22 protein-coding genes are annotated in these 22,393 nt (G+C 59.1%); 4 read left to right on the forward strand and 18 right to left on the reverse strand.

The genetic code is table 11. The annotated features are described in order from the left end of the window. Window positions 1-31 precede the first annotated feature (31 nt). The 3 genes from AC6BYQ_RS07720 (at window position 32) to AC6BYQ_RS07730 (ending at window position 2,994) form a co-directional block, all read left to right on the forward strand. The gene (locus AC6BYQ_RS07720) at window positions 32-2,404 is read left to right on the forward strand and encodes a glucose/quinate/shikimate family membrane-bound PQQ-dependent dehydrogenase (protein WP_019453468.1); all 2,373 of its coding nucleotides are present in this window, start codon (window positions 32-34) and stop codon (window positions 2,402-2,404) included. A gap of 228 nt (window positions 2,405-2,632) precedes the next feature. After that, on the forward strand, window positions 2,633-2,818 hold the full coding sequence (locus tag AC6BYQ_RS07725) for a hypothetical protein (protein WP_498056635.1): 186 nt from the start codon (window positions 2,633-2,635) through the stop codon (window positions 2,816-2,818). Then, window positions 2,815-2,994: a hypothetical protein gene (locus AC6BYQ_RS07730; protein ID WP_019453466.1), complete on the forward strand. Its 180-nt coding sequence runs from the start codon at window positions 2,815-2,817 to the stop codon at window positions 2,992-2,994. Before AC6BYQ_RS07725 ends, AC6BYQ_RS07730 begins: the two co-directional genes overlap by 4 nt. A gap of 15 nt (window positions 2,995-3,009) precedes the next feature. Here the strand turns inward: AC6BYQ_RS07730 and AC6BYQ_RS07735 are convergent, their stop codons facing one another. The 10 genes from AC6BYQ_RS07735 to AC6BYQ_RS07780 all read right to left on the reverse strand — a co-directional run bounded on the left by AC6BYQ_RS07735 (window position 3,010) and on the right by AC6BYQ_RS07780 (window position 11,382). Beyond that, window positions 3,010-3,615 carry a helix-turn-helix transcriptional regulator gene (locus AC6BYQ_RS07735; RefSeq protein ID WP_025159863.1) on the reverse strand — a complete coding sequence of 202 codons (606 nt, stop codon included), beginning with the start codon at window positions 3,613-3,615 and terminating at the stop codon, window positions 3,010-3,012. A gap of 121 nt (window positions 3,616-3,736) precedes the next feature. Next, entirely contained in the window at window positions 3,737-4,579 is an 843-nt protein-coding gene (locus AC6BYQ_RS07740; protein WP_498056636.1) for an MrpH family fimbial adhesin, read from the reverse strand. 39 nt (window positions 4,580-4,618) lie between these two features. Further along, window positions 4,619-5,176, reverse strand: coding sequence for a fimbrial protein (locus tag AC6BYQ_RS07745; protein WP_019453463.1), 558 nt, complete (start codon window positions 5,174-5,176; stop codon window positions 4,619-4,621). Further along, the gene (locus AC6BYQ_RS07750) at window positions 5,173-5,664 is read right to left on the reverse strand and encodes a fimbrial protein (RefSeq protein ID WP_019453462.1); all 492 of its coding nucleotides are present in this window, start codon (window positions 5,662-5,664) and stop codon (window positions 5,173-5,175) included. Before AC6BYQ_RS07750 ends, AC6BYQ_RS07745 begins: the two co-directional genes overlap by 4 nt. A gap of 15 nt (window positions 5,665-5,679) precedes the next feature. Beyond that, window positions 5,680-6,171, reverse strand: coding sequence for a fimbrial protein (locus tag AC6BYQ_RS07755; protein WP_025159864.1), 492 nt, complete (start codon window positions 6,169-6,171; stop codon window positions 5,680-5,682). Between the two features lie 9 nt (window positions 6,172-6,180). After that, the gene (locus tag AC6BYQ_RS07760) at window positions 6,181-6,789 is read right to left on the reverse strand and encodes a fimbrial protein (RefSeq protein WP_498056637.1); all 609 of its coding nucleotides are present in this window, start codon (window positions 6,787-6,789) and stop codon (window positions 6,181-6,183) included. Between the two features lie 49 nt (window positions 6,790-6,838). Further along, window positions 6,839-7,597, reverse strand: a complete 759-nt coding sequence (locus tag AC6BYQ_RS07765; RefSeq protein WP_019453459.1) for a fimbria/pilus periplasmic chaperone — start codon at window positions 7,595-7,597, stop codon at window positions 6,839-6,841. 33 nt (window positions 7,598-7,630) lie between these two features. After that, window positions 7,631-10,171, reverse strand: a complete 2,541-nt coding sequence (locus tag AC6BYQ_RS07770) for an outer membrane usher protein (RefSeq protein ID WP_498056638.1) — start codon at window positions 10,169-10,171, stop codon at window positions 7,631-7,633. A 56-nt stretch (window positions 10,172-10,227) separates the two neighbouring features. Continuing rightward, a complete protein-coding gene (locus AC6BYQ_RS07775; protein WP_025159867.1) occupies window positions 10,228-10,773 on the reverse strand; it encodes a fimbrial protein in 546 nt (181 codons plus the stop codon). An 84-nt stretch (window positions 10,774-10,857) separates the two neighbouring features. Beyond that, the gene (locus tag AC6BYQ_RS07780; RefSeq protein ID WP_019453456.1) at window positions 10,858-11,382 is read right to left on the reverse strand and encodes a fimbrial protein; all 525 of its coding nucleotides are present in this window, start codon (window positions 11,380-11,382) and stop codon (window positions 10,858-10,860) included. A 775-nt stretch (window positions 11,383-12,157) separates the two neighbouring features. On the opposite strand from AC6BYQ_RS07780, the gene AC6BYQ_RS07785 reads away from it, so the two are divergent. Continuing rightward, window positions 12,158-12,421: a FaeA/PapI family transcriptional regulator gene (locus AC6BYQ_RS07785; RefSeq protein WP_019453455.1), complete on the forward strand. Its 264-nt coding sequence runs from the start codon at window positions 12,158-12,160 to the stop codon at window positions 12,419-12,421. A 56-nt stretch (window positions 12,422-12,477) separates the two neighbouring features. On the opposite strand, the gene AC6BYQ_RS07790 is transcribed toward AC6BYQ_RS07785, so the two are convergent. The 8 genes from AC6BYQ_RS07790 to AC6BYQ_RS07825 all read right to left on the reverse strand — a co-directional run bounded on the left by AC6BYQ_RS07790 (window position 12,478) and on the right by AC6BYQ_RS07825 (window position 22,349). Next, window positions 12,478-13,911: an EmmdR/YeeO family multidrug/toxin efflux MATE transporter gene (locus AC6BYQ_RS07790; protein ID WP_498056639.1), complete on the reverse strand. Its 1,434-nt coding sequence runs from the start codon at window positions 13,909-13,911 to the stop codon at window positions 12,478-12,480. A gap of 114 nt (window positions 13,912-14,025) precedes the next feature. Beyond that, entirely contained in the window at window positions 14,026-14,424 is a 399-nt protein-coding gene (gspS, locus tag AC6BYQ_RS07795; RefSeq protein WP_019453453.1) for a type II secretion system pilot lipoprotein GspS, read from the reverse strand. 77 nt (window positions 14,425-14,501) lie between these two features. Next, window positions 14,502-14,702 carry a hypothetical protein gene (locus AC6BYQ_RS07800; protein ID WP_019453451.1) on the reverse strand — a complete coding sequence of 67 codons (201 nt, stop codon included), beginning with the start codon at window positions 14,700-14,702 and terminating at the stop codon, window positions 14,502-14,504. Window positions 14,703-14,797: 95 nt separating this feature from the next. Next, complete coding sequence (locus tag AC6BYQ_RS07805; protein ID WP_019453450.1) at window positions 14,798-16,930, reverse strand: peptidase domain-containing ABC transporter; 2,133 nt, start codon at window positions 16,928-16,930, stop codon at window positions 14,798-14,800. Then, complete coding sequence (locus tag AC6BYQ_RS07810; protein WP_019453449.1) at window positions 16,917-18,212, reverse strand: HlyD family secretion protein; 1,296 nt, start codon at window positions 18,210-18,212, stop codon at window positions 16,917-16,919. The genes AC6BYQ_RS07805 and AC6BYQ_RS07810 overlap by 14 nt, the downstream gene beginning before the upstream one ends. Before the next feature lie 74 nt (window positions 18,213-18,286). Further along, a complete protein-coding gene (locus AC6BYQ_RS07815) occupies window positions 18,287-18,646 on the reverse strand; it encodes a hypothetical protein (RefSeq protein WP_019453448.1) in 360 nt (119 codons plus the stop codon). A 135-nt stretch (window positions 18,647-18,781) separates the two neighbouring features. Then, window positions 18,782-19,723: a fimbrial protein gene (locus AC6BYQ_RS07820; protein ID WP_498056640.1), complete on the reverse strand. Its 942-nt coding sequence runs from the start codon at window positions 19,721-19,723 to the stop codon at window positions 18,782-18,784. A gap of 43 nt (window positions 19,724-19,766) precedes the next feature. Continuing rightward, the gene (locus AC6BYQ_RS07825) at window positions 19,767-22,349 is read right to left on the reverse strand and encodes a fimbria/pilus outer membrane usher protein (RefSeq protein ID WP_498056641.1); all 2,583 of its coding nucleotides are present in this window, start codon (window positions 22,347-22,349) and stop codon (window positions 19,767-19,769) included. Window positions 22,350-22,393: the final 44 nt, after the last annotated feature.

The following is a 22,393-nucleotide window of genomic DNA, read 5'->3' on the forward strand; positions in this document are numbered from 1 at the left end:
GGGGACTTTCATTTTTGGTAAGGGTATTGCTATGCAAAATAAAGCGTCACTATCGCCGCTTATCGTCATAACGGCGCTGTTTGCCGCGCTGAGCGGGCTCTATCTGCTCGGCGGCGGCATCTGGCTCGCCAAGTTGGGCGGTTCGCTGTATTACATCATCGCCGGGCTGGTGCTGCTGGCGACCTCATGGCTGCTGTTCCGCCGCCGCGCCACCGCGCTGCTGCTGTACGCGGTGTTCCTGTTGGGCACCACCCTTTGGGCCCTGTGGGAAGTCGGCCCGGACTTCTGGGCGCTGACGCCGCGGCTCGACGTTACCTTCTTCTTCGGCCTGTGGCTGGTGCTGCCGTTTATCTACCGCAAGCTGGTCGCTAACGGCAAGTTCGCCTACGGCGCGCTGAGCGCGGCGCTGGTCATCACCGTCATCGCGCTGGCCTATGCCGTATTCAACGATCCGCAAGAGATCAACGGTACGCTCGACGCCGCGCAGGTACAGCCGAAAGACACCACCGGCGCAGACTGGCCGGCCTATGGCCGCACCCAGGAAGGCACTCGTTATTCGCCGCTGAGCCAGATCAACGACAAAAACGTCGGCCAGCTGCAAGAGGCCTGGCGTTTCCAGACCGGCGATCTGAAGACCGCCAACGATCCGGGCGAGATCACCAACGAAGTCACGCCGATCAAGATCCGCGATACCCTTTACATGTGTACCCCGCACCAGAAGCTGTTCGCGCTGGATGCCGCCACCGGTAAAGAGAAGTGGAAATTTGATCCGCAGCTGAAATATAACCCGACCTTCCAGCACATCACCTGCCGCGGCGTGTCTTACCACGAAACCGCTGCGGCTGCGGGCGCCGCCGGCGACGCCGCACCGGCAATGTGCGCGCGCCGCATCATTCTGCCGGTCAACGACGGCCGTCTGTTCGCGCTGGATGCCGAAACCGGTAAACCGTGCCCAGACTTCGCCAACAACGGCGAGCTGAATCTGCAGAGCAACATGCCGTATGCGACGCCGGGCCACTACGAGCCGACTTCGCCGCCGGTGATCACCGATAACGTGATCGTCGTCGCCGGCGCCGTGACCGACAACTACTCCAACCGCGAGCCTTCCGGCGTGATCCGTGGCTTCGACGTCAACAGCGGCAAGCTGCTGTGGGCCTTCGATCCGGGCGCGAAAGATCCGAACGCCATCCCGGCGGACGAGCATCACTTCGTGCCGAACTCGCCGAACTCCTGGGCGCCGGCCGCTTATGACGCCAAGCTGGATATCGTTTATCTGCCGATGGGCGTCGCCACGCCGGACATCTGGGGCGGCGATCGCACCCCGGAAATGGAGCGCTACGCCAGCGGCCTGTTGGCGCTGAACGCCTCTACCGGTAAGCTGGTCTGGTTCTATCAGACGGTCCACCACGATCTGTGGGATATGGACGTGCCGGCGCAGCCGACCCTGGCGGACATTACCGACAAGAGCGGCAAAAAAGTGCCGGTCATCTATGTGCCGACCAAAACCGGCAACATCTTCGTGCTGAACCGCACCAACGGCGAGCTGGTAGTGCCGGCGCCGGAGAAACCGGTACCGCAGGGCCCGGCCAAGGGCGATCGCCTGTCGCCGACCCAGCCGTTCTCCGAGCTGACCTTCCGTCCTGAGAAGAAACTGACCGGCGCGGACATGTGGGGCGCGACCATCTATGACCAACTGGTCTGCCGCGTGATGTTCCACAGCCTGCGTTATGAAGGCACCTTCACCCCGCCTTCCGAGCAGGGCACGCTGGTGTTCCCGGGTAACCTGGGCATGTTCGAATGGGGCGGCCTGGCCGTCGATACCGATCGCGAAATCGCCATCGCCAACCCGATCGCGCTGCCGTTCGTTTCCAAACTGATCCCACGCGGCCCAGGCAACCCGATTGAACCGCCGGAAGGCGACAAAGGCGGCAGCGGCACCGAAACCGGTATCCAGCCGCAGTATGGCGTGCCGTTCGGCGTCACCCTGAACCCGTTCCTGTCACCGTTCGGCCTGCCGTGCAAACAGCCGGCCTGGGGTTACATTTCCGCCGTTGATCTGAAAACCAACGACATCGTGTGGAAAAAACGCATCGGCACCGTGCGCGACAGCTCACCGCTGCCGCTGCCGTTCAAAATGGGCATGCCGATGCTGGGCGGCCCGGTGACCACCGCCGGTAACGTGTTCTTCATCGGCGCCACCGCAGACAACTACCTGCGCGCCTTCAGCGTGACCAACGGTGAAAAACTGTGGGAAGCGCGTTTGCCGGCCGGCGGCCAGGCGACGCCGATGACCTATGAGGTCAACGGCAAGCAGTACGTGCTGATCTTCGCCGGCGGCCACGGTTCCTTCGGCACCAAGCTGGGCGACTATGTGATCGCGTACGCTCTGCCCGATCAGAAGTAACCGTCTGGGTTAATACTCCGCAAAGCACGCCGCAAGGCGTGCTTTTTCTTTTTATGCCCCACCGAAACGCCCGCCCGCAATACCCCTATTTTTTTCATCTTCATTATTGATAATAATTATCATTCGCAATATTATGGTTTTGCGGCCAGGCAGTGGCCCGCAATCCTTCTCCAGCTTAATGGGCAATACGGCAGTCGGCCGCCTTCAGGCGGCCTTATTCGGAGGCGCATGGTCGACCATACTCGGAAACATCGAAAGAAAATCCTGCAAGCGGCGGTGAAAACGCGGCACGCCGGCGTAGCGTTCGTGCCGGCCTTTCCCTCCACCCCGTCTTTTGTCGGTTTGCCTCACCAGACGCAAGCCGTGCTGGTACATTTGATCGGCCATGATGACGCACAGGAGGAACATGAATGAACCTGCAGCCCTTTACCGCCATGCTGATGTTTGCCTACGTGCTGCTGATGGTGCCGCTGCTCTACGTCATCGACAGCCGGCTGAGCGCCAGCAGGCTGGTGCGCAAAGCCACGCAAAACGTCATCATCATCGCGTTGACCCTGCTGTTCTTCAGCGCGATGACGCTGCTGTATTGACGCCCCCCCGGCCGCTTACCCTTGCGGCCGCTCTACGGTGTTCAATCCGCCCAAGCGCAGCCAGCGGTAGAGATCCGCGTTGCGTTTGAACCCCAGCTTCCTCATCGCCGCCTGCTTGTGGTTGCTGACGGTTTTCACGCTCAGACGCAGGTTGCGCGCGATGGTGGCCTGCGGTAATTCACTGGCCAGATAGCGCATCACATCCCGTTCACGGCGAGTAATGCGCTGACGTTCACACCAATAGCAACGGTGTGCGACATCGCCATGCGCCCGCGCCGTCAGTGCCCGTTCCAACTGGCGTAATACGCTGCCCGGCGAGTCGTTGCGGAAAATGACGCCCGTTTCGCTGGCGCAGCGCGGGTTCTCGCGCCAACGGGTATCGTCCGGCACACGCAACGCAAAGTTCATCGGCCGGCCGTCGCTCGCTGACCGCAGGCAGAAACGCGCCTGCCAGTCCCGCGCCACGGACTGAAACACCATATCCGCCCGGTGCGCCAGGGCGGCGTCGAGCAGTTGCACCCGTATGCCGCGACGCGCGAAATACGGCAGCAGCAGTTGCTGCAAACCATCAATAAAGAAACGGTCATTATCGATAAACGCCAGAGTGATGGTGCTTTCCATCGGCACGCTCCCTTTGAAATAATCCTTCCCGGCCGCCGCCGGGCGTGAGTCATCCTCCCGGATGACGGGCGCCGCCATGACACAGCGCCGTATCGTGGCGGCGCGCGGCGGGATAATGCGGCTACGGCAGCGCTAAAATGGCGACCGATTGCCCCGAGTAATTGCCGGCCTTGATGGTGCCCGTCACGCCGAGCGTGGAGGTGATCGGCACCGTGACTCCGCGCGTATCCGCAGTGAACTGATACCCCAGGTTGCCCAGGGCGCCGTTGATGCGCAGCGTGCTGTAGACGCCGGAGCTCCCCAGATCCAGGCGGCCATTGCTGCCGACGCGGATATACATGACGATGTTCATCTTCTGCGAGCAAACCACGCGCAGGCTGCCGCGCGCCGTGTTGCCCGCCAATTCGGTATCCGGCAATACGCCGTGGTTCAGATCGAGCTGTTGCTCATCGATGCCGCACACCCCGACCGGCGGCGGCGCGATGCCGCAGACGCTGCTCGGCATCAGCCGTGCGCTGGACCCCACAACGGCGGAACCGGAACTGGTGGTATAAAACAGCCCCACGCACTCCTGAGTGATGGGATCGCCCACATGTGAGGTTTTGCCGCTAATCGGCAACGGGTAATAGCGCTGGTAATAGCTGCTGAGTTCCCCCATCGTCTTCAGTTTGGTGATCTGCGGATGTACGGAGGAACCGACAACCGAAGCCGATGGCGTCACATCGGTGCTGCCGCCGGTGTTGGCGCTGGTGTGGCGGTGGTTGATCCCGATCGCGCACTGGCTTTGCTGATAGCACGGGTTTGGCGACGGATCATCCGTATCCCAGCTCTCAAGCACATACTCATACTTGGCGTCACTGGGGGAACCGCTGCTTTTGGTCACGTAGGAGTAAATTTGCGCCGAGCACAGCCCCGGCAGCAGGCCGAGCAGTAAGTACATCGCGCTGAAGTGAACACGCTGCATCGCGTCATATCCTTATTCTGTTTTGCCGGAACCCGGCGCTCATTGGTAATCCAGACTGAAAGTCGCAATAGCGCTGAAAGCGCCGCGGCCAAGGGTTCGCTTTGCCAACGCTTCCGGTTCGCCGCGCACATAGGCCTGTATGCCAATCACCGTGCCGCCGTCCTGCAACGGGTACTTGCCGCCGGCGCTGTTGAGCGGCAAAGGCTGCCCCTGCAGCGTCTCCATACCGATGGCGATCCCACGCGCCTGGCTGCTCGCCGCCAGCGCCAGCAGCCCCGGCAGCTGCGCATTCTCCGTTCCTTTGAAGGTGATCGACACCGTCTTGCCCAGGCTGAGATCGCACTGCGCCAACCGCAGCTCGAAAGGTTGACCCTGCGTGCGCTGGTTCAGGTACAGGTACTTGTCGACCAGCGTGCCGAAATCCAGCTCGATGTCCTCGTCACCCGGCTGAATAACGCAGGGTTCCGCCACCAGCGCACCGCGCATGCGCAGATTGTCTGCGGCCTGCGCGGCCCCGTTCACGCCCAGCGCCAACAGCACCAGGCCGATAACGCCCCGGCCGCCTTGCGTTGTTTTCACGCTCGCCTCCTCCTTCATTGATACTCGGCCCGCAGCGTCGCCGTGGCCTCGAACGCGCCTTCCGTCAGGGTTTCACCCGATTTGCCGACCGGTACCGCCTCCAGCACCGGCGGCTTGGCCGGATCGACAGGCAGCGCGCTGCCCACTTTGAACGGCTGTGCGTTCTGGTAAATGCGGATGCCCAGATAGCGCCGGTCGGTTTGCACCGCCGCTTCGTCAAACGTCGCGGCGGTGCCGGTCAGACTCAACAGCATGTCCCATTTGCCGATCCCCGGTTCGCAGCGAATGCGGTAACCGATATTTTGCCGATAGTTCACGCCATCAACCTTGTTAATACCGACGCGATCGCCGAAGTTCACGTCGATGATCCCGTCATCGTTAATGGTGCAGGGCGGCGGTTCGATCAGCGTGCCGCGAAACTGCATATCGACCGTTTTCTCCGCCCAGGCGAAATGGCACGCCATCCCGGCGCACAGCAGCACGCTCGCCGTAAAACGTAGTTTCATGCTCTCGCTCCCGCGTTACTGGTAATCCACCTTCATGGTGGCGCCCGCGGTGAACTCGCCCGCCGCCAGTTTGGCTGTGGCCGACTTCACCGGCACCGCTTCAAGCGTCGGCGCGGTCGGGTAGGTAAAGTTCAACCACTGGTTGATCGGCCAACGGCGGCCACCGCTCATCAACGCAATGCCCAACCCGTCTTTACTGGTGCGCAGCAGCTGGCCGTCGAAACCGCTCGCCGTCCCCTGTACCTGCAGCTTGAGCCCGTTACTGCTCTGCCCGCTGCACGTCAGCGTGTAACTCACCGCCCGCCGATAGTTGACGCCATCGATGCGGGTGGTCATCACTTCGTCGCCAAAATCCACTTCGATCGGCCGCCCGCCATTGATGATGCAGGGTGGAGAAAGCACGGTGACCCGCACGTTCACCGTGGTCGCCTGAGCCGGCGGAAGGCCCAGCGCCAGCAGCCCCGCCAACCCAATCAGCGCCCGGCCCCGTGTTATCCTCAGCACCATGTCCTCGCCTCAGTCATAGTTCAGCCTAAAGTCTACCGTCGCCCGATAAGCGCCGGCCATCAACGGCGCCGCAGTCCGCTCCGGCGCCACGCTGTAGCTCAGCGCGTCTTGCCCCGGCGTCAACAGCAGCGGCTCGCCGCGGCTCCCCAGCCGAACGTCGCGGCCGCGGCCATCACGCAGGCGCAGCCCCACCCCGGAAACGCCCTGCGCCTTCACCAGCTGCGGGTTGTCGCTGTCCGCCACCGAGGCGAAGCTGACCGTCACCGCCGGCTGATTCGGCGCCCAAACCAGCGCGCCGGTGCGCGCATCGCGCTGGCCGCCCGGGGTGCGCAGGCAGTCCATCAAACGCAGCTCGAACGCCACCGGCCGCCCGCGATCGCCGGCCTGGCGCATGCGCGCGGTGCCGGTCTCACCCAGCCAGATCTCCTGCCGCGCGCTGCTCATCTCCAGTCGACAGGCGCTCTCCGTCAGCGCGCCGTACACCTGCAGCACGCCATGGGCGCCCTCCACCTGCCAGTTGTCCACCACGTCGGCCTGCGCCGAAGGCATCGCGACCACGCCCAGGCTGAGCGCCAGCATCAACGCGCGCTCGCCGACCTTTCTCCGTTCTCGTTTCATCCTTTTCCCCTGAATGGCTCTCCCGTCGACACCGCCCGCTCACGGTGGGTCATGACGCCGCCCGTTTTTCCGGCACCACCTTGCAGCTCGCGCCGCTGCAGCTGAAGCTCAGCTGCGGCCGGCCGCCGTAATCGTTGATATAGGTCAGCACCGGGCTGCCGCCCAGCCCCGCAGCGCCTACGGTCAGGCGCGCCTGGCTCTTCGGCGCGATCATGAAGGGCTCAAACCCTTTCACGCCCTCACCGCCCTTTTTGCTGCCCGCATCGACGATGGTGATGTAGTACGGCGTCGGGTTATTGACCTGGTAACTCTCCCCTTGCCGCGTCAGCGTCAGCTGCTCCTGCCATGGCGTCGCCATGTCGGTGCGGCTCGGCACGATCGCCGCCGGGCGATAAAACAGCTTGATGCGCGTCTGCAGCGCGATCTGCAGCGTATTGGGCTTGTTGCTCTTCGGCGGTATCTCGCGCAGGTTGAAGTAGTACAGCGTCTCCCTGTCCTGCGGCAGCTGTCTGGCCGCCGGCAACGCCTGAATCTTGATCTGGCTCGGCTTACCCGGCTCGATGCGCTGCACCGGCGGCAAGACCACCAGCGGGCTTTGGATTTTGTTGCCCTGCTCGTCCTCCAGCCACCCCTGCGCCAGGTACGGCAGCTGCTTGTTCTGATTGCTGAGATTGAGGCTGACCGAGTTCTGGCCGCCGTCGAAGATCACCCGGGTACGGTCGAGCGCGATCGCCGCCTGCGCGTGCTGCGACACCGTGGCGCCCAACAGCGCGAACGCCGCTGCGGTTTTCAGAGAAAAAATTTGCATGTTGTCGATAACTCCAGATTCAGGGTGATGGGTTTATTCAACCGGGGCCGATTGCGCCGCGGCGATCGGCCGACACGGCAGCAGCAGCGTGCGCGTCAGCATGTCGGCCGGCAGCGTTGCCGGCAGCTGCACCTGGCACTGCGCCGCGCCGCTCCAGTGCAGCGTCATGCTCTCACCGGCTCTGACGCCGCTCAGGTACACGCTGCCGCCGTCATTGACGATGCCGGTCTCTTGTTTGCGGGCGTTCAGCACCGTGGCGCCGAACGGCGGCGTGCTGCCGTCCGCCAGTTTGACGATCGCCATCGCTTTCTCGCCGGCGATAACGTCAAACTGGCGGTAGCCGATCGCGCCTTCGGTCAGGGTGGCCTGCACCACCGAGCGGGTGGCTTCGGCGTTGTCGCCCAGTTTGTCCAGATCGATGCTGGCCTTGTTGCGGTAGTAGCTGTTGACGTCCGCCACCACCGCCTTGCCGAAGCGGTTGGTGCGAACGGTGCTGCCGTAGCCGCGCACCGGCACCCCGCCCACGCCGTTGGTGTCCAGCAGCAGGCGCGTGCCGCCGATCATGCCGACGCGGTGCAATGCGCCGCCCTCCGGCGTCAGCGTCGCGCCGCCCTGCGCGGACACCCCCACGGCGCTGTAGCGCCCTTCCTGATAGCTGGCGTTGGCGCTCAGGCGCGCCGCATCACCCTCGTGGTTGTAGTAGCCGCTCAGGTTGGCACCATGACGGGCGCTGCCGGCGCTCAGTTGGTAATTGTTGTGTTCATCGACTCGCTGGTAGTAACCCACCCGGTTCGTGGTGTCGTTACGGTTCACCGTGCTGTTGTAGCTGAGCGTGGCGCCGTTGCCCCACGGCATCGACAGCGACAGGTACACGCCGTCGTCGTTGGTGTCGTTGTAACGGTTGCGATAGGCCGACAGCGACAGGTTCAGGTTTTTTATCTCGCCGAGATCGAAGTAGCTCGACAGCGTCAGGTTGTAACGGTCGTTGGACGGGCGATCCCAATAGGTCTGGTGGCTGTAGTTGAGGTAGCTGCTCAGCCCCCAGTCGCGGAACTGCTTGTTGAAGGTGATGGTGTACATCTCCTTGTTGTTGCCAACCCGGCTGCCGTAATAGCGCGCGTCGAGATACTCGCTCATGCTCATGAAGTCCTCTTCCGAGAAGCGATAGCCGGCGAAGGTGACCTGACTGTCCAGCTCGTCGAACGTTTTCGAATAGCTCACCCGGTAAGAGCCGCCGCTGAGCGTCTCGTCTCGCTGTGGCAACCGCGCCCGCGACTGGGTGGCGTCGAACGACAGCGCGCCGAACATCATCAGATCGCGGCCGACCCCCAATGACAGCGCGTTATAGTCGCCGCCCAGCAACGCGCCGCCATACAGCGACCAACCGTTGCTGACGCCCCAGGAAAACTCGCCGGTGCCGAACAGCGGCCCGCGTGAATGGTGTTGCCAGTCCGACGGTTTGCCGGCGGCCAGTTTGAAGCGCCACGATCCGGGGCGCGTCAGGTAAGGAATGCTGGCGGTATTGACCTTGAACGCTTGCACGCCGCCGTCCTGTTCCTCCACCCGCACGTCCAGCTCGCCGGTGACGGCGTCGTTGATGTCCTGAATGCGGAACGGCCCCGCCGCCACCTGGGTTTCATAGATCACCCGCCCCTGCTGGCTGATGGTCACCTTGGCGTTGGTCTTGGCGACCCCAACCACCTCAGGCGCATAGCCGCGCAGGTTGGGAGGCAGCATGTTGTCGTCCGACACCAGGCTCGCCCCCGAGAAACGGAAGCTGTCGAAAATGCCCGAATCCAGATAGTCCTCGCCCAGCGTCAGGCGCGAGCGCAGCGCGGAAACGGCCCGATAGGCGTAATAGCGGCTCCAATCCAGGCGTTTTTCCGTGGATTGCCCGCTGCCGGTCTGATGATTGACCTGCCCCTGCCAGTCGGCGCGCAGACGCCACGCGCCCAGGTTGGCGCCGGCGGTGCCGTTGCCGCTGACGCTGTAACCGCGCGTGCCGCCCTGCTGCTGCTGCCGGCTTTGTGCGTTGACGTTGTAATCGAACAGCAGCCCTGGAATGCCCTCATCCCAGCGCGACGGCGGATCCCAGTCATCCGAGCTGTATTCCAGGTAAGCCTGCGGCACGCTCAGGTACAGCGTCCCCGTCGCCAGATCGCCCCGCGACACCATGCCTTTCAGGCTGGACTCATCCAGGCACTCGCCCTGATGCCACCAGGTGAGCGATTGCATCGCCGCCGATTTCAGCCCAAGCTGATCGACCAACGCTTTAGCGACGCAGGCGCGGCTGCCGGCAGGATCGTTGTCCGGCGGATAAAAAGCGATTTTCTGCTCGGGCAACTCGCTTTTATTGAGATGAACCACCATGCCGTAACTTCCCGGCATAATGTATCCGCTGCGGGAAAATTGGCTTAGGTCGATATTTTTGCGATCGTTCACGTCCAAAATGTCGGCATTAAACTGAATGCCATCTTCGGCATAGACCCGCGTTGATGAACTTCCCAGCGCCAGCGTGATACATAATCCCAGCACCTGAAAACGAAATAGCTTCCCAGCAGGCGACAACATCATATCCCTAACCTTATATCGTATAATTCTGGCGTTACGGCTTGCCGCAATAACAGCGCTCAGTAATAATCCAGCTTGAACCGCACGGCGGAAAAATAGCTTCCCGCACGCATCGGCTGGTTATTGGCAACCAATTTAATGGAGTAATTGAGCGACATGTTGCCCGGCGTTATATCGCCCAGCGGCAATGGCCGGCCAGGCGCGGCGATATTCCCCAGGTCATCGGATATTTGCAGCGCGATGCCTTTCGCCTCACCGTGCACGCCAAATAAGTCGCCGTCGGCGTCGCCGTCGAAAACCACCTGAAACTGTCGCCAGTCCGGTAAATTCGGTTTTGGGCGCTCAAGCGTGCAGTTGATTAATTCGATGGTGAATGGGTGCGTATTCCCTAAGCCATCGCGCATAATATTTCCCGTCGGCATCACGGCCATATCGATAGTCTGCTCGCGGCTGCCGGCGGCAATCGCACAAGCGGTATCAATAATGGCTCCTTGCATATTTACGCGCCCCCAACCTTGAGAGCCGGACGCCGCCGACACGGCCGGGCTCATCAGCGTGGCCATCAATATGCAAGGAGACACTAAAGGGTGAATAAACCGGCGCATTGAACCTCCTGACACTTGCCTTCCATCCAGGGAAAATGCATGCGGGGGCTCCCGCATGCAAAAAGTCACGCCAATGGCGTGGGCTTACTGGTAAGCCAGCTTGAAATCGGCCACGGCGGTGAAGTCGCCCGGAACCACGGCGGAGGAAGCGCCGTCGCCCTGCAGGTAAGCCGCGAAGCGCAGCGTGTTGGTGCCGGTACCCAGGTTCTGTGGAGCCGTTGCGGTGCCCAGCTTGATCGGGTTGCTGGCGGTGTCGGTGATGGCGATGCTGGCGCCGCTGGCGGTGCCGACGATGCCCAGCAGGTCCTTGTTGGCGGTAGAGGCTTTGCCTTCGAAGGTGGTGGTGACGGTTTTCAGCGTCGAGTTGTCGCACTGTTCCAGCTTAATATCGAACTGGCGCGGCGCTGATTTGCCGCCATTTTTCAACGCAACGTTTGACACCTGGCCCATATCCACGGTCTGGTCCACGGTCTCGGGAGAAATGGAGCAAGGCGCATCAATAATGGAACCGGTAAACGTCACTTTGCCATGCCCTTGATCGGCAGCATGCGCCAGAGAAGAAACGCCAAACGCCAGAACTGCTGTCAGCATGATTTTGTTCAGTTTCATAATTCACTTATTCCTTTAATTTATGTAAAAAGCGCAGGATCTCTCCCGTTCCTTTAACAGTTATTTATACAGCCCAGAATTAAAACGGTATTATTCGCAGCCGAAACAAATTCTCGCGATAATTAAACCGCGACTTTCATTTCACCATCACTCGTTTTAGGTACTCAGCGAAACCCATGCTGATGAGGAAGAAAAACGATCAAACCCGTGAACTTCCGTGAATATTTACCGCCCCACGGAAAATTCAACTAAGATTCAACTCACTCGTTTGTTTCGGCCCAAATATTGTTACAAAAACCGTCGTAATTTGAAAAGCCATTCCCGCCAAAAGCAATAAATACGAGATATAAGCCCAAAAACCACAGGGCAAATATATTTTTTCGAGACAACAGATCGTAAAATTAATAACCTCAGTCGATTATCTCGTAAAATATATATCATGCGACATTATTGATCGCCTTTTTTCTATTTGCGTTATAATGATTCGGAAATGGAAAGGGAGGCTTATCAATTCGGTCTGGTGAAAACCAGCACCGGGCAGTAAACCATGGAGAAAAACAATGAAGCACAGCCATTACATACAGCAGGCTGAACATTTAGCCACCCCATTACCGCTCCCGATACATGAACGTCGCAGGTTTATAGCAGCGGAAATATCGGGTTCAGGCAGGCGTTCGCTACCGGTTCAGGAAGGGTATTGCCGGGACAGGGCATTATTTTCCGGGCGACGCTTATCGTTATATCAAAACTCGGCTGAAGTTTAAGGGAGGCTGACATGATAAAACGCACGTCAAAACAACAAGAATTACAAAACCTGCAGCAGCATTTATTAACGACGCTGCACCGTCTCTGTCCTTCGGCCAACGGCACGGCCCCGCCGCCGCCCGGCGAGTGGCCCACCACTCGTCAGCTGGCCGAGTCCAACGACATCACCATCTATCAGGCGCGCAACTTGCTGTTGAACCTGGCCGGCAGAGGCAAAGTGTTGGTCACGCCGGGGCCGGTCAACAAGTCGTTGCGCTGGTACCCTTCCCTCTGATACACGATTTCGCCTGCCGGCCGCTCAGGGCGTCGGCAGGCTGCGCGCAGGCAAGATTAGCCGGCGTCCGTGCGCCGCACGCGCGGATATTTCCACAGCCAGCGCCCGCTGACCATGCGCCAGTAGAATAAGGCGCCGCGCACCGCCCAATCGAGGAACATCCCCAACCAGACGCCCACCACGCCCATGCCCAGCTCAATGCCCAGCGCATAGCCGGCCACCACGCGGCAGCCCCACATGCCGAGCATCGTCACCCACATGGCGAAGCGGGCGTCGCGCGCGCCTTTCAGCCCGGCGGGCAATACCCAGGAGGCGGCCCAGATCGGCATAAAGGCGGCGTTTAGCCAGATCAGGGTTTTCACCACCGTTTTCACATCATCCTGCGAGGTGTAAAACGCGGCGAACACCCCGGCCAGCGGCGCCGTGCCCCAGGCGATGGCGGTCAGCCCGAGGGTCGACAGCCAGAAAATATGGCGCAGCTGCCGCTCCGCCTGACCTATCTCGCCTTTGCCGAGCCGCCGGCCGACGATGATGGTCGAGGCCGATCCCAGGGCGTTGCCCGGCAAGTTGATCAGTGAAGCGATGGAGAAGGCGATGAAGTTACCGGCGATCACGTTGGTGCCCATGCCGGCGACGAACATCTGCGTCAACAGCTTGCCGCCGTTGAACAACACCGATTCGACGCTGGCGGGAATGCCGATCCCCAGCACTTCCCACAGGATGCTCATTTTCAGCGGTGTGAAATAGCTTTTCAGCGTGATGTGCAGCGCCGGGTTAAAACCGATCGCCAGCACATAGAGGATGGCGATCGCGCCGATATAGCGGGAAATCGTTAGCCCCAGCCCGGCGCCGACGAAGCCCAGACCGTGCCAACCCAGCATGCCGTAGATCAGGATGCTGCTGATGATGATATTGAGGATATTCATGCCGCCGTTGATCAGCAGCGGGATCTTGGTGTTGCCCGCGCCGCGCAGCGCGCCGCTGCCGATCAGCGCAATCGCCGCCGCCGGGTAGCTCCACACCGTGGTTTGCAGGTAAGAGAGCGCCAACGCTTTCACTTCCGGCGAGGCCGCACCGGCGATCACATCGATGATCTGCTCGCCCGCCAGATGAATGCCCGCCGCCAGCAACAGCGCCACGGCGGTCATCAGCACCAGCGACTGGCGCGCCGCGGCCCGCGCCCGCCGGCGATCGCGCTTGCCGAGGCTGAAGGCCACCACCACGGTAGTGCCGAGATCCACCGCAGCAAAAAAGGCGATGATCACCATGTTGAAGCTGTCTGCCAGCCCCACCCCGGCCATCGCCTCTTTACCGAGCCAGCTCACCAGAAAGGTGCTCAGCACCCCCATCAGCAAAACACAGGCGTTTTCCAGAAAGATCGGCACCGCCAGCGGCGTGATCTCGCGCCAAAACAGTACGCGGTAACTTTTCCGTTTGGCATACCAGGGCGTATTTTCCACGCGCTGACGCAGGGCGGCATACAGGTTCAAGATGGGCTCGATGGGTAAAAGTGAAACATCATTTCAAATGATGAGCGATAAATCGTTATCCTGCAAAGAATTTTTGGGCGCCCATGACGAGCGCCCGAAAGGGGGACGGCAACGCTACTCCATGTAGTCTTCCTGATCGGCCTGCGCCGCCGCGATAAAGCGCGCCGTGCTGCGGCTGAGCGCGGCGCATTTTTCCGTCAGCAATTGATTATCCTGTTGCAGGGTCAGGTAACGCGCCTGAGTGAGCGCCGGTAACTGCCGATACCCGGCCGCATGCGTATCCCAGCCGCGATGCTGCGCCGCACGCATCGCGGTGCGCTGCAGTTTCACGTCGTCCGGCACCTCGCTGCGCCCGCAGTCCACACGCAGAAAGTGCCCGCCGGCGAGCATCGAAGCGATATGATCCAACTGCGCCTGCAGCGGTGGCGCCGGCTTATGCGCCGTCTGCTGGCAACCCGCAAGCAGCAGCAACGCCACCGCGCCGCAAAGAGAAGTGCGAAACAGAGTAGACATGAAAGCCCCCGGAAAAGCGGTAGATGATGTGATGATCTTAGGCGAGCAGATGCCGGGCGGCAAGGCGAGCGGCACGCTCAGCGCCGACCGTTGCTGACCTTGGTGGCGCGGGCGGGGTTGCCGGCAACGAATTCCAGCGTGGGGGAATAGTAAAACGGCAGCCAGGCGTTATAGCCGCTCTCCCACTCCCATTTGACCGGGCAGGGCCACAGCATGTCTTCATGCAGGATGTAATAGATCCACCGCCCGGGCGGACGGCGCGGTTTACGCATTTTCATAACGGATACAACGGCCTGATGGCGTGCGATAAGATCAACTGCTGCATTTTACCGCGATTTCGGCCGCGGGGACAGCCTGCGTTGCCCTGCGTAGGTCAGCCGTTGCTCGCCGGGTCACCGCTCGCCGCCCCCAGCACCACTACCCTATCTGCCGAGTCGATCGTCGACTTTCTGTGGGCGACAATCACGCGCGTGATATTCAATGAAGATATCGCCCGGTTGATCGCCAATTCATTCTCAACGTCCAGATGGCTGGTCGCTTCATCCATAAACAGCACGCTCGGCCGCCGGTAGAGCGCACGCGCAATAAACAAGCGTTGTTTTTGCCCGCCGGAGATGCCGTTCCCCAACTCGCCAATCAGGGTTTCGTAGCCCATCGGCATCTGCATGATTTCATCGTGAATGTTGCTGTGCACCGCACAAGCGACAATCAACGCCTTATCGGCATTGACTTCGAAACCGCTGATGTTTTCCGCGATGGAGCCGGAGAACAGCCGGTCGTCCTGCAGCACGCAGGCGATTGCATTACGGTAGTTATTCACCCCCACTTTATGGATATCCATAGAGTCGGCCAATATTTGGCCTGAGGTCGGGCTGAGCAAGCCGCACATCACCTTCAGCAACGTGGTCTTCCCGGCGCCGGAGACCCCCACCACGGCCACGCTTTCACCGGCCGCAATGCACATGTCCAGATCTTTAAATATCGGCCGGGACAGCGCGTCATATTGATAGGTGAGGTTTTTAACCTCGACGGCAACGCCCTTGCCCGGTTGAAATATCTGCCGCGGCGCGGATTCCGGCTCCGCATCGGTAAACACAATGTCGGATATCCTCTCATTATGCAGCGACAGCATGCGCAGCCCGATCGCCAGATCGATCAGGTTGGAAGCCCGCTGCGAGAACTGGCCGCGGTAGGCGTTGAACGCCATAAACATGCCGAGCGTCATCGAGTTGTCGATGACCATCATGGCACCGAGCCAAAGTATCGCCACCTGATCGAGCGTGGTGATGAAGGTGTTGATCCCGCCGAACATCATATTGAATCGGGTGATTTTGATATTGGTATTGGCCGCATCGACGTTCAAATTGAGCCAATAGCTGGAGCGCGTGTCCTTGATGCCGAGCGCTTTGACCGTAGAGACGCCGTACAGCGTCTCCATGAAATGGGAATTGGCCTTGGCCGCCTTGACGATTTGTTCTTCCGAGAATTGGCGGTAGGTTCGGTAAGTCATCATCCTGATGAGGATATAGACCAGGGTGAAGCCTGACACGACCCAGACCAGCCATCCGCCGTAGACCATCATCATCACGAACAGGCCAACCGTCATGATGCCGTCGATGATCCCGCTGACGATATTATTGGTAAAGGTGGTTCTGATCGCATCCAACGAGGAAAATCGCGATTGAATATCCCCCAGGTGCCGTTTCTCGAAAAAATCCAGCGGCAGCTTTAACAGATGCTCGAACAGCGTTGTCTTCCACTGAATGTCGGTCAGCGTCCCCAGTACGATGGAAATCCAGGCTCTGGCAATACTGACCACGGCGCGAAACAGGGTGAAGAAGATCAACCCCAAACAAATGACCGTCAGCAAACTGTAGTCGTGCGCCTGAATGACATGGTCGGTCACCAGTTGGGTCCCCACGGGCAGCAGCAGGTTGACCGACTCAATGACGATAGATAACGCAAAAATCTTGAGCAGCGTCCCCGGCAGCCCCTCGATGTTTTTCATCAAATCCAGCAGGCGCAAGCGGGTCTTTAGCGTCTCTTTCTGAAACGCCCTGTCGGGCCACAGCTCCAGCGCAATGCCGGTAAAATGATTCGACATCTCTTGCAGGCCGATGACTCTGCGCCCGAAGGCGGGATCGTGGATCACAAAGCTGGCGCGGCGAACCTTCACCAGCACCACGAAATGGTTCATGTTCCAATGCAATACGCAGGGCGTTTTCAACTGGTTGACTTCATCGATGTCCAATGACAGCGCGCGCGTCTTGAGCTGAATCTGCGAGGCGATTTGTGAAATGGTACCCAGGGTCGCGCCTTGGGTGGAGATGCCGAATCGCTGCCGCAGGCTCAGCATATCCACATTAAACCCGTAATAGGATGAAATCATGGCGAGGCACGCCAGGCCGCATTCAGATGACTCCGACTGCAAGATGCTCGGCACCCGTTTGCGCAGAGAGAAGATTAACTTCTCGTTGATCCGTTCAAAGAGATTATGATCCTTCATCGACTCTCCCCACCACGCTGTTTTTTATGTCATACAAAGGCGCTACCGCCCATTGATAAAGCGGTTTCTTATCCAGAAAGACAATCACTCTGGCCTGCAGCCCGCTGCTGATTTCCAGATATTTTCCTTTGTCGCTGAATTGCGTATCGCTTATGGACGCCAACACTTTGTAGTAGGCGTTCCTCTCCCTTTTATTGCCGCTGCTGTATTCCGACATCTCCTGCGGCGAAGCCGGAACAGAGGAGATCGACTCAATTCGCCCCGGGAACTGACCGAATTTGTCCGAGGGAAAAGCTTCGTAGCGAATGTTGATGCCATCGCCGATTTTTACGTAGGGCAAACTGTTATTCGGCAGCCACAACACCAGGTAATATTTGATGTTTTCAATCGGCTTGATCTGCGCCAGGCTGCTGCCGCTCTCGACCACCTGCCCGGCGGTCACGCTCAGAGACTCGATTTTCCCTTTCAGGGGCGCTTTGATGATCACCTGGTCGCCAGCATTGGATTCCGCCAATTGACGTTGCAATTCGCTGCGTTGCGATTCGCTTTGCGAAATTTGATTGTCGTAATCGGCGGCGCGAATAAGCAGATCGCTGCGCAACTGCGACAGCTGGATATTCTGCTGAATCTTTTGGCTGTTGAGCGCCTGATAGGAGCTCTGCTGTTGCTGAAAGAGCGAACGCTGATAGTTCAACTGATCCTTGGTAATCAATCCTTTGGTCAGGTAATGCTCATAGTTTTTTAAACTCTCCCTCATTTTTTCCATGCCGTCTCGGGCATTGAGATTAAGTTTTTCCGTTTCTTTATACGCTAACTCATAGCTATTGATCTGTTTTCTCAGGTTATCCAGCATGGCGTCTTTGTTTTTATTCAGCTTGCTGATAATCGAATCCAGATTGCCAATCTGTTTGTTGATTTCACTGGCGGCGATATGGCTGACATTGCCTGATGCCGTGCTGCGCGACACATCAATGACGTATAGCGGTTCGTCTTTTTCCACCACATCACCGGCCTGATGAAAAGATCGATTCACGTAGCCATATTGAGAGGAGAAAACGTTGGTCGAATGCGGAATGCTGATCACCTCGCCCTCGACATCGACCCTGCGCGTATACTCACAGAAATAGAGCGCGCCCGCTAAAATAAGAATAAAAATAAAGCACGTAACGGCAATCACATAGCTCGACGCACCGGAAATTAACAGCGCTCTGCCGGTCCATCTTTGACGTTGATAATTAACCGCCTCCTGGCGGAAAATATTTCTGCTCTTATTTTCACTCATAGGAAGAGCCTGCGCATGCCTGACCGAGAGACAGCCGCAGCGAAGACGCTGCGGCCTTGGACAACGATATTGATTTAGCTGATGGTGCCGTTAATCAGCCCATCGAGGCCTTTTTTGGAGTATTCCAGGGTGGTATCCCAGCCGATAACGGCGGCGGCTACGCCGCTGGCTACCCCGCCCAGGATGCCGCCGGCCACCATGCCGACGCCCTGGCCAATGGAACCGACGCCCAGCAGGCCGCCGCCGTCACCGCCGTGCTTACCGCCGATAACGGCGCCCGCCATGCTGCCGACGGAGGCGCCCAAAGCGACCGACGAAACGGCTTCCGCGGCATTCGCGACGGCGCTGCCAATCAGGCCGGCCAGTCCATTGCTCATATCCCAGGAGTAGGCGCCTGACACTTCATTCATTTCGATAACAGACAGTTCTTTCATAGGTTAATCTCCATATTTAAACGGACAAACACCGCCATACATGCGTGTTGTCATTGCATTGGCATCGGCCTGCAGCGCCGGATGCCACCAATAATGTCGCGGGAAAAAACGACATTATATTTTGATGAGGCTCCCTTAATTCTGCGTAATCGTGAATGTCATCACCGCATCGGCCTGTCCGGGGCTAATGTCTCCCGTTTGCTTATATCGCGCCATTAAGGGAATTCTGATCTCTTTTTCTGCAGCGGTGTGATAGTTAATCGGCCGGGAAAAAGCGATCGGATTACGGTTCTCGTCCAAGACTTCTACAGCAACGCCCTTTGCCGCATCGGAGCCGTCGGCAATATCGATCATGCCTACGCCCGGAGAACTTCCCGCCGCTTCAAACGTCACCTGCACCGGAATATTGTCTTCCTGGCATTGCAAGACCACGAAGAAGTTGCGTTCCGAAGAAACCGCGCTGCTGCCGATCCCGTTAAACTCGCTGCGTTTTGGGCTGCCTAAATTCACCGTTTGATTTTTATAATTCAAATCAACCAGGCAACTTTTCTGAATGACCTTCATGCCGGAAATGCTCAAATCCAATACCGAGGTCGAGTCCAGATAATATCTGGCGATAATCTTCCCCCCCATATCGCCGCCGGTTTTTATCGGGCCGGTTTTGATGAACGTCAGCCTGACATCGTTGCGGTTGATCCACGGCGTCAGCAGATTGGGCGAAATCGCCGTATTGAAAGGCACGTTCTTATTGCTCTGCCACAGGTCTGAAATCGTCACCCCTACGCCGTCAATGCCCGTTTCAAACACGCCGGGCAGCGCACTCGGCGCCAGCGGCGACATGGAGCGATAGGCGACCGAGCCCGAGCAAAGAAAAGAAAACGTGGTGCCGCTGATGCTGTTTTCCGTACGGACAGCCAACTGCTCGCCGATTTCAATACGCGGATCCACGGCCAGGGTCAGCAACCCCATGCGGATGGTTTTTGCATTTGTGCTACAGGTGCCGGCATAGGCCAACGTCGTTAGCGTTGCCAGCCACAGCAGGGCGCCGTAACGGAATATCCTGAGAAAAACGTTCATTTTCACTCTCACTTAACAAGTCATGATGGATACCGAGCGAGACTTATTGGCAAACTCCATTGAGGGTTTGGATCCCTGCTGCGGGTTTCTCCGCCGGCAGTTGATAACTGATGCGGCATTGATGCTCGGCATTTCTCCCCCACTGCACGATGAGCCGGCCTTGCTCCGCCATGCCGGACAAATAAACCAACCCATCGCCGCCAATCAGGAACGGCTGCGCCGAATGCCCGGCATCGCGTACGCTGGCGCCCAGAGGGAGAGGAACCCCATGCGGATCCGTGACTCTCATCAAGATCCTGTTGCCGACGTTAGCCTTGAAGTTCGCCCGGCTCACCGCACCGCGGGTCGGAATGACCGACTGATTGGTCAACGCCAGATCGACATCATCCGGTAAACTTTCCACATCAAGACGAATCGAGTTGTTGCGATAAGGCGTGGCGTAAGGAACGATCGCGTAGCCGCGCCAGTCGGTTTTCACCCCGACCTGGTTGCCGACCGCCACATCGCTGGCGCCGGCCGCCGTCACCAGCGCCGCCGTCTCGCCAAAAGGCTGGCCAAAGGTGACGCCGTCTTCGTGAGCGATCACCCCGCCTTTCACCCCATAGTTGACGCGCTGCTGGCTGCGATCGTAGGCGTACCCCGCGACGACTTCGCCGTAAGTCGCGCGCCAGTCAAGATTCGCATTGCCGCTGTTGCCCTGGCCCTGATTGCCATACCCTTCCTGCACGCTCCAGTTGAGGTTATTGCCGGCCAGCGCCGTGCCGTTGAGCCCCGCCGTATGGCTGGTGTTGCCCTTTTGGCTGGTATTGAGGCTGTAAGTGGCGTAGGTATTGCTCAGCCATTTCTCCAATGGCACGCTGATATTGAAGGCAAACAGCTGGTCGCGATCGTAAATACGCCGCTGCCCTCGGTTTGAATCACCGTAAATAGCCTGAGAATTGCGGTTGTAGCTGTAGTTAAAGCCGTAGCTGATGCCATTCCAGCTATTGTTGTAACCCGCCCCCAGCGACTGCATGCTGCGCTCGGAGTTCCAGTAATCTTCGCTGACCGCGCTGAGTGACAGCGAACCGGCCCCCTGCCATAAATTCTGGCTGAGTGTAATCTCGGCGCGGTTCTTGCGGCGATCTATCGGGGCGTAGCGGTTGCCGCCGCGATAGGTATCCAGCACTTCCTGCAGCCCGTAATATCCGCTGGTCGAATAGCGATAGCCGGCAATGGCGAAGTTGGTGCCGGTTTCAACGATGTTTTTGCTGTAGCGCACGCGCCACGACTGGCCATCGCTTTTGGCTTGGTGTTCCTGTTTTGCCCAGGCCTGAGTCACGTCCACCGACAGGGCGCCGAACTCCCCCAGGTTTTTACCTGCTCCCAATGCCAGCGATTGGTACGGACCGGCGAATTGTCCACCGCCATAGAGCGTGAAGCCGGCCGGCAAGCCATAAATCAGGCTGGCCTGCGTGAAGATCTTTTTCTCCACGCTGTGATCGTAGGTGCGGTATTGGCCCGACGTCAGCGAGTATTTCAGGCGTCCTTCGCGTTGCAATACCGGCAAGCTGGCAAAGGGAACGGTCATATGCTGTTCGCTGCCGTCCGCCTCTTTGATAGTCACGTCCAAATCGCCGCTGCCACCGGTCGGATACATGTCGGAAATCTCGAACGCACCCGGCGCGACGTAGCTCTGGTAGATGACATAGCCGTTTTGGCGAATCACCACTTGCGCGTTGCTGCGTGCGATGCCGCGCACCACCGGCGCATAGCCGCGCAGGCTTTCCGGCAACATATCGTCATCGGACGCCAACTGCGCACCGCGAAACGACACGCTGTCGAACACATCGGACGGGCTGCTGCTTTCACCGAGCGTCAGCAAACTCTTCAGCCTGATGATATTGCGCTGGGCGTAGGTATAGACGGTATCCCAGCGATCTTCAGACGGCTGCCCTCCGCCGCCGCTGTTGTAGCTCCAGGTGGTATAATTTCGCACCCGCCAGGCGCCCAGATTGAAGCCTGGCCGCAGGTTGAGGTAGTAGCTGCTGGCGCTCTGGGTAAAACGATCGCGCCCCTTGCTGTTGCTGCCGGTGAAGCCATAGTTGAGCAGCATCGCCGGCATCCCTTCGTCCCACAGTTCGGGCGGCACATAGCCGCGTATCCGATTTTCCAACGCCGCCTGGGGAATGCTCAGCATCAACCGCTGGCGGTTAAATTGAAATTGCGCCGTGGCCTGCGGAATAGCGGCCAAATTCACGCACTCTTCAGCGCGGTTCAACGCGGGAAATCGCTCGACTTTCACGCCGAGCCGCTGCAGATCCTCCTTCGTCAGGCAAGGCTGCAAACCCGCTTTATCGCCGCCGCCGGGCTTGATGACAAAACGAACTTCACGCGTCTCCATCAGCATGTCATTCACCCAAATATCCACCCGGTACTTGCCGGGCACCTGGTTGCCGTTTTCAAAAACCGTCAGGTCGATATGCTGTTGGCCCGAACGCCCCGTTTCCAGCAACGCCGGATTAAAGTAGTCACGAGAAAAGGCAGGATTGGCCATATTGCCGCATACCGCCGTGGTTGCCGTGAATAAGACTACGCGTTTCAGCCAAGCATCCCGCTTCGCTAACATACGCTTGTGCGTTATCATTCATTAGCTCCATTATTGAATTTGTTATTTCCTGCTGTGGCCCT

The sequence above is a fragment of the Serratia sp. LTN-2 genome, from assembly GCF_059740205.1.